Origin of the sequence: Paracidobacterium acidisoli, from assembly GCF_003428625.2 — a bacterium.
In the GTDB taxonomy this organism is placed as follows: Bacteria; Acidobacteriota; Terriglobia; order Terriglobales; family Acidobacteriaceae; genus Paracidobacterium; species Paracidobacterium acidisoli.
In genome coordinates, this window is record NZ_QVQT02000004.1 from 680,271 (window position 1) to 693,318 (window position 13,048).

Sequence of the window (13,048 nt, forward strand, 5' to 3'; positions counted from 1 at the left end):
GCAACTACCCCGGCATCTTTAATGGCATCCGGCCCCTCGGCCACACTTCTGTACAACGACTGGTACCCGGCGCTCCGCAGCGAAACCCTCCGGGGCCGGCAGTTGTCGACCGTCATGCTGATGGGGATTCCCATGGTTCTCGGCCGCCGTGGCGACGGCCGCATCTTTGCCATGCGCGACAGCTGCCCGCATCGCGGTATTCCTCTTTCCTGCGGCTGGTTCGACGGCCAATCCGTCACCTGCAAATATCATGGATGGGCCTTTGAGCCCGTCAGCGGCCAGTGCCGCGAGATTCCCTCGCTCACGCCGCTTGACATCCTCGATCCCACCCGCATCTACGCCACCGCATTTCCCTGTGAAGAGCGCGACGGCTACGCCTGGGTCTATGTGCCCGAGCCCGGCAGCGGTAAACTCCGTGCCGGTGAAAGTGCTCTGCCTCCTGTACCTGAGGTGCCGAAATTCGGCACCCGTTATCGCAGCGCGCACCTCACCGCCGATCTGCCCTGCAACGTCGATCACGGCATCATCGGCCTGATGGACCCCGCGCACGGTCCCTTCGTGCATCAGTCCTGGTGGTGGAGAAAAAAAGCCAGCATCCACGAAAAAGAGAAGCGCTTCGAGCCCATTCCGCAGGGTTTCCGCATGGCCACGCACGCCCCTTCCGGAAACAGCGCCCCGTATAAGCTGCTGGGTGTCTATGGCGAGCCCATCACCACCGCCATCGACTTCGTTCTTCCCAATCGCCGCTATGAAACCATTCGCTGCGGAGACAAGTGGTTCGCCAGTCTCACGACTGTAACGCCTACGGTTACAAATGCCTGCCGCATCGATGTCTGCGGTGCATGGAATGTTTTTCATCGCGTGCCTTTTGTGACGGCCATCGCGAAATTCTTCGGCAATATGTTCGTCCGTCAGGATCAGGAGACGATGATTCAGCAGGCCCAGGGTCTGAAGTATGATCCGACGCTCATGCTGATCGACGACGCCGATCGTCCGGCAAAGTGGTATTTTGCCCTCAAGCAGGCGCGGCTTGAGGCGCAGCGGACCGGCGAGCCCATGCGTCATCCCATCGACGGCCCCGTTACGCTGCACTGGCGCAGCTGAGCGGGCTATGCGCTGTCGCCGTTCAGCGTCTCCTCTTCCACCACCAGATGATCCACGCAGATTCGGAGCTGTTTGCCCAGTTCAAGAAATCTGGTCAGCCACTCGTCGGACTCACCCATCGGCCGCGGCATCTTCAGCGTGTCGTACCAGATATTCTGCGCCTGCCATAAATTCAGCTCGAAGGGCAGCACCGCCATCATCCGCGCCGCAGCCAGAGCATCGTCCAGTTTTGTCATGCTGCCTGCGTCGCCATGCAGATCGACCATGAGGCGCTTCATCTTGTCGCTCGCAATATAGCCCAGCAGCTGCCGGTCCAGCTCCACCTGATCGGCCTTCGCCAGCTCCAGCCACGCATGCGCCTGAATGGTGTCCATCGGCTGGCTGCTTAAAGCGCGGCGCAGTCCCGCATTGATCGCAAACGTCGCCGCCATGCTCAGAGCCGGAGGCCGCGGCAACCCGCTTTGACTCAGGAAGTGCAGCAGCGATGCCTGATTCTCGTAGATCGACGACAGGCTCGACTCCACCTCCGACAACGTCGCCTGCAGCAGCAGATCGAGGATGCGCTGCTGCTCATCCTTGAACAGCGACTGAATCGAATAGGTGTGCCCGTCAAAAAAGCGATCGAAGGTATGCACGATCTCCGGAATATCCGCGCGCATCGCCGCCAGCTTCGACGTGCTCAGAAACTCCTCATGCGACGCAGCCTGCGACTCGTCATACCGGCGGACCACCGCTGTGATGTTCTGGTCGCCAAGGTGCAGCACCGCGAAGACGACCGTTTCCATCTCTTCGGTGATCGTCGAGGAGAGAAGCGCCTTTCCCGTCACCAGCCGTACGCGGCCTGAAGGCGTGATCTCATACTCCAGCCTGCGCACCCGGTAGCAGAACACCTCCGCCTCTTCCGGATAGTTGCTGAAGATCGAGCTGATCGCATAGTGCGCTGCCACCTGCTCGAGGCCAACCTGCATGCGCCTGACGACGCGGTTGTAAATCGCCGCTCCGTCCTTCTGTTCCGGAACATTGCTCTTCGCCGTGCCCAGCTGCTTCAGAAACTCCGCTTCGGGCTTCGCCGTCCTCTCGCCAAACAGCTCGGAAGCCAGTTGCAGCACGCGGCCCGCATATGCAATCACCTGGACGGTCTCGATGCCCGAGATATCGTCGAAGAACCATCCGCAGCTCGTGTACATCAGCATCGAGTGGCGTTCCAGCTCCATCAGCTTCAGCGCCGCAGTGCGTTCTTCGCTGCTCAGCGGATGCGCTGCATTCTCTGCAAAGAACGCATCGACGGATGAGCGCGAGCGGTCCAGCACCACGCGAATGTAATCATTACGCGCCTCGTCGGGATCGCGAAACAGCCCGCTCGCAGCCTCTCTCACCATCGGAGCCAGCGCATCGCGCAGCCCGTCCAGTCCTTCGCGCAGCGGCCTGCGCCACTTCTGGTTCCATCCCGGGTGACCGCCGTTGCAGCCGCAGTCAGACCGCCAGCGCTCCACGCCATGGAAGCAGCTCCACGAAGTGTTCTCGATAATCTGCGCCTCGAGCTTCGGCGGAAATTTCTCGAGAAATTCACCGTAATTGGTCAGTTTTACTTCGCTGCTGTCTTCGATGGAATGCAGCACCCAGGCCAGCGCCATCTCTCCATAGCGATGGTGGTGTCCATAGCTTTCGCCATCTGTGGCCACATGCACCATCTGCGCCCCGTCCGCATGCGAAAAGCCTCCCATCAGTCGGGCAAGAAAGTTTTCGCCGCTGTTCAGCAGTCCTTCAAAGGCAATCGCGCGCGAACGCGGCCCATCATAGAAAAATGCGGCGATGCTGCGTCCATTCTTCAGGCGCACCAGGTAGGGGTGCGTCGTATCCACCGAAGCATTCGGTGTCTCGGTCCACTGCGCCTCCACAGCGTTCCTGTCTCTGTCCTTCAGCATGCCCGCCGCCGCGAATGCCCCGCGCGCAATCTCCGCGCTCTCTGCATTGCCCATCGGGCGAACCCGCGCGCACTGCGAGGGAGCCAGCAGCACGAACCGAATCCCGTACTCGGCCAGCAGCTCGAGCGATTCCGTATCGACCGCCGTCTCCGGCAGCCACATGCCCTCCGGCATACGGCCAAAGCGCTGCCGGAAATCGGCAATCCCCCACCGGATCTGCGTGATCCTGTCGCGCGTGTCTGCCAGCGGCAGAATCATGTGATTGTAGGCCTGCGCCATCGCCGATCCGTGTCCGGAGAAGCGCTTCTGGCTGAGCCGGTCGGCATCGAGAATCCGGCGATAAGCGCGCTGCGAGTTCACCTCGAGCCACGAGAGCAGCGTCGGCCCGAAGTTGTAGCTGATGCGGGCATAGTTATTCAGAATGCGGATAATTTCGTTCTGCCGGTTCACAATGCGCGCCGCCCCGTTGGGCGCGTAGCACTCGGCGGTGATGCGGTCGTTCCAGTCGTGATACGGTGCGGCGGAGTCCTGTGTTTCCACCGTCTCCAGCCACGGGTTTTCACGAGGTGGCTGGTAAAAATGGCCGTGAATACAGATATATTTTTCTGCGGACATGGGGAGACTCAGCCTGGATTAGAAATCAGGCTGGCGCGATACACAAACTCGTGCGGCTATTCCGGCGGCGGCGAAGCTTTACCGGCTAAATCGCAGGCCCGCCACAGATACCAGCTTGCCACCGAGCGCCACGGATGCCACTTCTCGCCGCGCTTCAGCATCTCTGCCGGCTTCGCCAGCATCGACGCGTCGAAGGGTTTGCTCTTCGGCAGCCGTTTGAAGGTAAGCGCAAATCCCTTCCGCACGCCGTAATCGCTCACCGGGAAAACATCCGGCCGTCCCAGGCGAAAGATCAGCAGCATCTCCACGGTCCACGGTCCAATGCCGCGCACCTTCGTCAGCCGCTCCGTAATCTCTGCATCCGGAATACGCCGGATCTGTGTCAGCGTGGGCACCGTTCCATCGATCGTCTTCGCCGCCAGGTCCCGCAGCGCCAGCGCCTTGCTGGCGGAAAGACCGCAGCCGCGCAGCATCTCATCCGGTGCATCGATCAGCAGTTGCGGGCTCGGGTGCAGCTCTCCGAACGCGGTCAGCAGCCGCTTCAGAATCGCCGCCGCTGCCTTCCCGTGCAGTTGCTGGTAAATGATCGATTCCAGCAGGGCCTCGAACGGCGAATGCTGGCTCTTGAGACGAAGCGTAAACGGGCCCGCCCGTTTAATCAGATCTCCAAGTTTGGGATCGGCTTCGGCAAGCTGGCGGCAGGCCAGCGCGGCATCGTAACGTACAGCACGTCGTCCGTCGGTCATAAAATCTACAAAGCGCGAGCAAAGCGAAAGCGTAAGGTAAGGCGCGCAGCGAACAGATTACAGGAGGGCAGGCGTATGCAGCTCGGCGAACGTGGATTTTTTCTTGCCGGTATGGAGCGGCACGAAGGGGAAGTCATCGAAATCCGGTCGCCCTTCGATCAGAGCGTCATCGGAACCGTCCGTCAGGCGGACCGCACCCATGCGCTCGACGCCGTCACCCGCCTGCACGGCGCTTCTGCCGCCGTTCGCGCTCTGCCTGCGTGGCGCCGCAAAGAGATTCTCGAGCACGTCGCCCATGCAATCAGGGAAAAGCGGGAGCAGCTCACCGCCATCATCGTGGCCGAGGCAGGCAAGCCGGTAAAGGCGGCCCGGGGAGAGGTCGACCGCGCAATCTTTACCTTCACCATCGCCGCGGAAGAGGCCGTCCGCCAGGGCGGAGAAGTGCTGCCTCTCGACCTCATGCCTGGTAATGAAGGCCGCTGGGGCATGGTCCGCCGCTTTCCGTCCGGTCCCGTGCTGGCCATTACGCCCTTTAATTTTCCGCTCAATCTGGTGGCGCACAAACTCGCCCCTGCAATCGCCGCCGGCTGCCCCGTGTTGCTCAAGCCTGCGCCGCAGACCCCCTTCAGCTCGCTCGCTCTCGCCGAGCTCATCTACGCTGCCGGCTGGCCGGCCGATGCCCTCAGCGTTCTGCCTCTCTCCGTCGAGGACACCGGCTTCCTGGTGCAGGATGAGGATCGCCTTAAGGTGCTTAGCTTTACCGGCAGCGCTCGCGTCGGCTGGGAGCTGAAGCAGAAGGCCGGCAAAAAGCGGGTTCTGCTGGAGCTGGGCGGCAACGCCGCCGCCATCGTTCACAGCGACTGGGGAGACATCGCCGGAGCGGCGCAGGCCTGCGTCACCGGTGCCATGAGCTATGCCGGCCAAAGCTGCATCTCCGTGCAGCGCGTCTATGTCGAGCGTGCCATCTTCCACCGTTTTGTCGAGGCCGCCGTAAAACATGCGGAAGCGCTGGTCGTGGGCGATCCTGCGGAGGAAAAGACCGATATCGGTCCCGTCATCCGGCCTTCCGATGCGGATCGCATCCAGAGCTGGCTCAGGGAAGCCGAAGATGCCGGAGCCACGGTTCTGACCGGAGGCACCTGCGCCGGCAGTCTTATTCCGCCCACCCTCCTCACCGGAACCCGCAGCCCCATGAAGGTGCTCGATGAGGAGGTTTTTGCCCCCGTAATGGCCATCGAGCGCTACGACGACTTCGACGCCGCTCTGGCCGAGGTCAACCGCTCCCGTTATGGTCTGCAGGCCGGTCTTTTCACCCGCGACGCGGGGCGGATTTTCGAGGCCTATCAAACGCTCGAAGTCGGCGGTCTGATCGTCGGAGTCGCCCCCACCTGGAGGCTCGATCCGATGCCCTACGGAGGCGTCCGGGACTCCGGTCTCGGACGCGAAGGATTGCGCTATGCCATCGAGGAAATGACCGAACTGCGCCTCCTGGTAATGGCGCTCGACAAAATGCCTGAAAAAAATTGAAATATTTTAGAAAGCCTGTCTTTGCAGGGGTTTCAGGTGCGCAACTGAGGTTGTATAATGCGCACATTCCCTTTAAAAGTTGCCGACTAGGTAATAGCGGACTTGTTCAGTCCGCCATTTCTGCTGCTATAGTGTCTCTTCAAGAAATTTGACCCTGTCCGGGAACGCTTAAATCCCGGGTAAATGTGCTGCCAACGCAGCGTGATAACCCTCCATATTCACGGAATCTGAGGAAGCAGGAACGCATTCATGGCGCAGATTTTTGACCGCAGCTCAAACGCGCTTGCCCGCATGAGCCTGGTCCTGACAGGGTTGATTGTGATTGCCTTGGGCTTCTCCCTTGATGAACTTCAAAGGTCGCCCTGGGTTACGCGGCAGGGACAGAGGGCCGAACAGCCGGTTGAGTTCAGCCACAAGCATCACGTCGAAGGTCTCGGCATTCAGTGCCAGTACTGTCACACCTCGGTGGAAAAATCGAGCTATGCCGGCATCCCGCCCACCCGGACCTGCATGAACTGCCATGCGCAGATCTGGACCGACGCCCAGATGCTCGAGCCGGTCCGTCACAGCTGGGCCACCAATCAGTCCATCGTCTGGACCCGCGTACACGATCTGCCCGACTTCGTCTTCTTCAATCATGAAATTCACGTAAACAAGGGCATCGGCTGCGCCAGCTGTCACGGCCGTGTCGATGAAATGCCGATCCTCTATCAGCAGAACACCCTGCAGATGGAGTGGTGCCTGAACTGTCACCGCAATCCGGCTAAAAACCTCCGCCCCACCAGTGAGATCTACAACATGGCCTGGACCGGACCGACCGATCTGAAGCCGGTCTGGTGCGCGGCGGTCGATGGAAAAACCGGAACGCCGACATCTCAGGACGTGACCTGCACCAGCGCTCCGCCCGGTCAGCAGGCCGCGGCCGAAGAGGCATCGCTGAATCCGGCGTTTGCCGGTCTGCACGCGCAGGCTGCTGCGGCCACCTCGACCGACGCGAGTCCCGCTCAGTTGCCGGCCAGTCTCTCTTACACGAAGTTCACCAGCCAGGAAGCTTTGGGCCTCTTCCTGGTGAAGCACTACAACATCCGCACTCCGCGTGAGCTGACCAGTTGCGAGGTATGTCATCGATGAGCGAGCCCAGGCTGAGCGCACCGAACTCTCATGCTGCCGAAAACGGACACGTGGATAACCAGAGACAGAATCACGACATGGCGAACGGTCACACCAGCGAACCTGTTACGGGTTACGGCAAAGAGCTTGTGAGTCTGGAGGCGGCAAAGCCGCTGACGCTCGAGGCGGTACGCGCAAAGCTCGCGCCGAAGAAGGGCAAAAAGTACTGGCGTTCACTTGATGAGCTGGCCGGTACCCCGGAATTCAATGAAATGCTCAGCCGGGAATTTCCCGAGAAGAGCTCAGAGTGGATCGATCCGGTCTCCCGCCGCGGCTTCATGAAGCTGATGGGCGCTTCCATGGCGCTCGCCGGCCTCGCGGGCTGCACCAAGCAGCCGGATGAGCCGATCTACCCCTACGTCAAGGCTCCGGAAGACCTGGTGCTGGGCAAGCCGGTCTACTTCGCTTCGGCCTTCCCATTTCCCACCGGAGCGGTTCCGGTGCTCGTCAAGAGCGATGCCTACCGCCCCATCAAGGTCGACGGTAACCCGGAGCATCCGTACAATCGCGGTGGCTCGGATGTCATTACGCAGAGCTCGCTGCTCGACATGTATGACCCCGACCGCTCGCAGCGCATCCTCTATCGCGGTGAGACCCGCACCTGGGCAGCCTTCCTTGCGGCCTACCGCTCGGCTCTTGCTGATAAAAAGGCCAGCGGCGGCAAAGGTCTGTATTTCCTTTCGTCCACGATCACTTCGCCCACCATGGCCGCGCAGTGGAAGGCGGCGCAGAAGGCATATCCGCAGGCGAAGCTGATCCAGCACGATCCGGTCAACCGCGATTCGCATTACACCGCTGCAAAGCAGGCCTTCGGCGATTATGTCGACGCGCAGTACCACCTGGATCAGGCGGACGTCATCCTTTCGCTCGACGCCGATTTCCTCTCCGGAGCCGCTCATCCCGGCTTCCACCGGCTCGCTGCCGATTATGCGCAGAAGCGCAAGCTCGACAACGGTACGCAGATGAACCGGCTCTATGTCATTGAAGCCATGCCGACGACCACCGGCTTCAAGGCCGAGCATCGCCTCGCGCTCCGTCCCAGCCAGATCGGTCCCTTCGCGGCAGACTTGGCGGCTGCTCTCGGAGCAGGCACTGCGCCGTCGGGATACACTTGGTCGGAGCACGAATCGAAATATCTGCAGGGGCTTGCTGCTGATCTCAAAGCCGGCGGCGCAAAAGCGGTCGTTATTCCCGGCGAGCACCAGACGCCTGATGTTCATCTGGCCGCCATCGTCATCAATCAGGCGCTCGGCGCGATCGGCAAGGCGGTCGTTTATACCGATCCGGTCAATCCGCTGCCCTCGATCCAGAATGACGATCTCCGCTCGCTCATGGCCGATATCAATGCCGGTCAGGTCGACTGGCTGATTGTGCTGAATGCCAATCCGGTTTACTCCGTCCCCGCCGACCTCGATTTCGAGACCGCCTTCAGCAAGGTGCCTAATACCGTGCACCTCGGCGCGCATATCGACGAGACCGGAGCCATTGCCATCTGGCACATCAACAACCAGCACTATCTTGAGTCCTGGTCGGATGCCCGCGCTTACGACGGTACCGTCTCGATCGTTCAGCCGATGATCGATCCTCTCTACGGCGGTCACTCCGCACACGAGATCTTCCAGTCCATGCTCGACAATCCGGATGTCTCGCCCTACGAGGCGGTTCGCGACAACTGGAAGGATCAGCTCTCCAAAGGCGATTACGAGTTCAACTGGCGCAAGGTGCTGCACGATGGATGGATCGCCGACACCGCCTTCCAGCCGAAGAGTGTGACCCCAAAGGTGCAGCTCCCGGCCGCTAAGCCGCCCGTCGCCGGCGACACCATCGAGGTGCTCTTCCGCCCCGATCCGCACGTCTACGACGGTCGCTACTCCAATGTGGGCTGGCTTCAGGAGATCCCCCGTCCGGTGACGAACCTCTCCTGGGACAATGCCGTGCAGATGAGCGTGGCCACTATGGCGAAGCTCGGACTGGCCGAGAGCGATGCTGTTCAGGTTACGCTCAACGGTCGCGAAATCATCGGCGGAGCGCTCGCCGTTCCCGGCCATCCCGACAATGTCCTCACCGTCATGCTCGGCCAGGGGCGCCGCAAAGCCGGCCGTGTCGGCAGCGGCGTGGGTTACAACGCCTATCTCATCCGCACCTCCGATTCGCCGCTCTTCGCCGCCGGCGCTCAGGTTCGCAAAACCGGTGGAATCTACGATATCTGCGTCACCAAGAGCCACCATATCGACCAGCGCGCCGCCTGGGCGGGCGGCGACGGCAGCGGAACCCACTCCCTCGAAGGCGACGAAGCCTTTGATCGCGGCATCGTCCGTTACGCGACGCTGACCGAGTTTAAGGAGAACCCGCTCTTCGCCCACGAAGGCGAAGGACGCGATACGCCTGATCCCGACACCAGCCTCTTCCCGGCCTATCGCTATGACAAACGCGCCTGGGGCCTGTCGATCGATCTCAACTCCTGCGTCGGCTGCAACGCCTGCGTCGCCAGCTGCTACGCCGAGAACAATATTCCGGTCGTCGGCCGTCATCAGGTCAAGATCGGCCGCCTCATGCAGTGGATTCGCATCGACACATACTTCGAGGGCGATCTCTCCGCTCCGCGGGCTCACGTTCAGCCCATGATGTGTCATCACTGCGAAAATGCGCCCTGCGAGCAGGTCTGCCCGGTAGGTGCCACCGTGCACACGCCCGAAGGCCTGAACGTGATGGTCTACAACCGCTGCGTGGGCACCCGTTACTGCTCCAACAACTGCCCGTATAAGGTGCGCCGCTTCAACTTCCTGCTCTACTCCGACTACGAGACGGAGAGCCTGAAGCTGATGCGCAATCCGGATGTCAGCGTGCGCAGCCGCGGTGTCATGGAGAAGTGCAGCTACTGCGTCCAGCGTATCCGTGAGGCGGAAATTCGCGCCGACAAGGAAAACCGCGACATTCGCGATGGCGAAATAGTCACCGCATGCCAGCAGGCATGCCCGACCAGCGCCATCACCTTCGGCAATATCAACGACCCCAACAGCCGCGTGGCAAAGTTGAAAGCACAGGATCGGACCTACGGTGTGCTGGCGACTATCAATACTCGTCCCCGCACGACCTATGTCGCGGAAGTGCTGAACATTAATGAGGACCTGTCGAAGGCGCTCGGTGAATATGCGCCCGAGAACGCGTAAGGACAACGGCTAAAAGGATTCTGAGTGCATGGCAACTAAAGACGCACCCGTGAATGATCCGATGCTGGACCCGAGGACCGGGGAATTCCTGGTCATCGGGCCGGGACATACCTTCAAATCGGTAACGGAGAAGGTATCCCGTATCGTGCTCACCAGCCATACCCCGCTCGGCTGGTTTTTCGGATTTCTGATCGCCAGTGGCTTTACCGGCATGCTGCTGGTCGCGGTCACCTGGCTTTTCCTCAAGGGCGTCGGCATCTGGGCCATCACTATCCCGGTCGCCTGGGGCTTCGCCATTATCAACTTCGTCTGGTGGATCGGTATCGGCCACGCCGGAACGCTGATCTCGGCGATTCTGCTGCTCTTCAAGCAGGGCTGGCGTAACTCGATCAATCGCTTCGCCGAGGCCATGACGATCTTTGCGGTGATATGCGCAGGCATGTTCCCGCTCATTCACGTCGGCCGCCCATGGCTGGGGTACTGGCTCTTCCCCTATCCCAGCACAATGAACTACTGGCCGCAGTTCCGCTCCCCGCTGCTGTGGGATGTCTTCGCGGTCTCGACCTACGCTACGATCTCGGTTGTCTTCTGGTACATCGGCCTCATTCCCGACCTCGGCACCATGCGCGACCGGGCGCAGTCGAAGTTCGGCCAGTTCACCTTCGGTATGCTGGCGCTCGGCTGGCGCGGCTCCGTACGCCACTGGGTGCGTTATGAGACGGCCTCGATCCTGCTTGCCGGACTCGCCACTCCGCTGGTCCTCTCCGTGCACACCGTCATCAGCTTCGATTTTGCGGTGGCGCTGCTGCCCGGCTGGCACACGACGATCTTCCCGCCCTACTTCGTCGCCGGCGCCATTTACTCCGGATTCGCCATGGTCATCACCCTGGCCATTCCAATCCGCAAGTTCTACCACCTCGAAGACCTGATCACCCTGCGCCACATCGACAACATGGGCAAGGTCATGCTGACCACCGGCCTGATCGTTGCATACGGATACTCCACGGAAGTCTTCATGGCGTGGTATTCGGCAAGCCGCTGGGAATGGTTCATGATGTGGAACCGCATGTTCGGCGCCATCGGCTGGTCCTACTGGGTGCTCATTACCTGTAACATCGCGCTTCCGCAGCTGATGTGGATTCGCAAATTCCGCCTCCATGCGGGCCTGATGTTCCTCATGTCGCTCATCGTCAACACCGGCATGTGGTTCGAGCGCTTCGTCATCGTCGTCACCAGCCTTACCCGCGATTACCTGCCGTCCTCGTGGGGAACCTACCGTGCCACGCGCTGGGACTACATGACCTTTGCCGGCACGCTCGGTCTCTTCACATTTCTCTTTTTCCTCTTTGTCCGCTTCCTGCCCATGATTCCTATGTCTGAGCTGCGTCTGATGCTGCCGCAGGCAAAGGTGAGGGCAGAAGCCGAACCGTTGCCGGAGGCAGGTGACTGATGCCTTTACCTGAAGGAACCTACGGCCTGCTGGCCGAATTCGACACGCCGACGCATCTGGTGCAGGCTGCCAGTGCCGCCTACAGCTCCGGTTACCGGCGCCTGGACTGCTACTCGCCTTATCCGCTCGAAGCGGCGGCCGCGGCGATCGGCTTCCATCGTGACGAGGTTTCGCTCGTCACCCTCATCGGCGGCCTCCTGGGACTCGCCGCCATGTTCGGTCTCGAAACCTGGATCTCGCTCTGGGCCTATCCGCTCAATATCGCCGGCCGGCCTTACTTCTCCTGGCCTGCCTTCGTGATTCCCGCGTATGAGTGGACCATTCTGTACGCCGGTCTCTCCGCGGCCTTCTGCATGCTCGCGCTGAACGGACTGCCCAAGCTGTATCACCCGGTCTTCAACGCTCCGAATTTCCGCAACGGTGCGACAACGGATAAATTCTTCCTCTGCCTCGAAGCGACGGATCCGAAATTCGATGTTGTGGAGACGCGCAGCTTTCTTGAAGCGCACGCGCCGGTCTCGATCGTGGAGGTGGAGTATTAACGCCATGAAGCACATGCACGGAGCCTCCGCGCGCGCCCTGTCTCTCGGCCTGCTTGCGCTTGGGCTTGTCCTCGTCGCCGGCTGCCGCGAGGATATGCAGGATCAGCCCAGGATGTTTCCGCAGCGCGGCACCACCCTCTTCGCCGACGGCCGCTCCGTCCGCCCTCAGGTGGATCACACCGTGGCCCGTGGCCAGCTCGATGAGGATCAGTTTTTCTACACCGGTCTGCTGAACGGCAAAGAGACTGACATGATGCCTTTCCCCGTGACGATGAAGCTGCTCGAGCGCGGCCAGGAACGGTTCAATATCTACTGCACGCCCTGCCACTCCCGCGTCGGCAACGGCGACGGCATGATCGTGCAGCGCGGCTACAAGCCGGCGGCTAACTTCCACGATGCGGAGCGCCTGCGCGAGCCGCTGAGTCACTTCTTCTATGTGATGACCAATGGCTACCGCGCCATGCCGAACTATCGCGCGCAGCTCACTCCGGTCGACCGCTGGGCCGTGGCCGCTTATATCCGCGCCCTGCAGCTGAGCCAGGATGCACGCACCGCCAATGTTCCGGCCGGTACGCAGGTCGAGGATCTGTCCACGGTGGCCGAAAAGCTCGGATACCCGGCAAGCTTTGCCGGACCCTGGCCGGAGCCTGCCAATACAGCGGTCCACACTCACCCGAACGGCAAAATTGTGGCAGGTGCGCCTGCTGAAGATGCAAACGCTCCGGAAGGAGTCATCGGCGGCTCGGGTTCAACACCATCTCAGCCGGTTACCAAGGCTCCGGCCCGCCAATAAGGAGTT

At 61.1% G+C, this 13,048-nt stretch carries 9 protein-coding genes; 7 read left to right on the forward strand and 2 right to left on the reverse strand.

Translation table 11 applies throughout. From position 1 onward, the window contains the following. The first annotated feature begins 21 nt into the window (after positions 1–21). Positions 22–1,104 carry a Rieske 2Fe-2S domain-containing protein gene (locus tag D0Y96_RS14015; protein WP_252263756.1) on the forward strand — a complete coding sequence of 361 codons (1,083 nt, stop codon included), beginning with the start codon at positions 22–24 and terminating at the stop codon, positions 1,102–1,104. Between the two features lie 5 nt (positions 1,105–1,109). On the opposite strand, the gene D0Y96_RS14020 is transcribed toward D0Y96_RS14015, so the two are convergent. Further along, positions 1,110–3,644, reverse strand: coding sequence for a DUF3536 domain-containing protein (locus D0Y96_RS14020; protein ID WP_117300891.1), 2,535 nt, complete (start codon positions 3,642–3,644; stop codon positions 1,110–1,112). A gap of 56 nt (positions 3,645–3,700) precedes the next feature. Further along, the gene (locus tag D0Y96_RS14025; protein ID WP_117300893.1) at positions 3,701–4,390 is read right to left on the reverse strand and encodes a DNA-3-methyladenine glycosylase family protein; all 690 of its coding nucleotides are present in this window, start codon (positions 4,388–4,390) and stop codon (positions 3,701–3,703) included. 75 nt (positions 4,391–4,465) lie between these two features. Between D0Y96_RS14025 and D0Y96_RS14030 the strand changes: the two genes are divergently transcribed. From D0Y96_RS14030 to D0Y96_RS14055, 6 genes are all read left to right on the forward strand, one after another. After that, on the forward strand, positions 4,466–5,917 hold the full coding sequence (locus D0Y96_RS14030) for an aldehyde dehydrogenase family protein (RefSeq protein ID WP_117300895.1): 1,452 nt from the start codon (positions 4,466–4,468) through the stop codon (positions 5,915–5,917). Positions 5,918–6,166: 249 nt separating this feature from the next. After that, positions 6,167–7,048, forward strand: a complete 882-nt coding sequence (locus D0Y96_RS14035) for a cytochrome c3 family protein (protein WP_117300897.1) — start codon at positions 6,167–6,169, stop codon at positions 7,046–7,048. Next, positions 7,045–10,257: a TAT-variant-translocated molybdopterin oxidoreductase gene (locus D0Y96_RS14040; protein WP_252263757.1), complete on the forward strand. Its 3,213-nt coding sequence runs from the start codon at positions 7,045–7,047 to the stop codon at positions 10,255–10,257. Before D0Y96_RS14035 ends, D0Y96_RS14040 begins: the two co-directional genes overlap by 4 nt. 28 nt (positions 10,258–10,285) lie before the next feature. Beyond that, entirely contained in the window at positions 10,286–11,707 is a 1,422-nt protein-coding gene (gene nrfD / locus D0Y96_RS14045) for an NrfD/PsrC family molybdoenzyme membrane anchor subunit (RefSeq protein ID WP_117300899.1), read from the forward strand. Further along, a complete protein-coding gene (locus D0Y96_RS14050; protein WP_117300901.1) occupies positions 11,707–12,249 on the forward strand; it encodes a DUF3341 domain-containing protein in 543 nt (180 codons plus the stop codon). Before nrfD ends, D0Y96_RS14050 begins: the two co-directional genes overlap by 1 nt. Positions 12,250–12,253: 4 nt before the next feature. Continuing rightward, positions 12,254–13,042, forward strand: a complete 789-nt coding sequence (locus tag D0Y96_RS14055) for a c-type cytochrome (protein WP_252263758.1) — start codon at positions 12,254–12,256, stop codon at positions 13,040–13,042. The last annotated feature ends 6 nt before the right edge of the window (positions 13,043–13,048 follow it).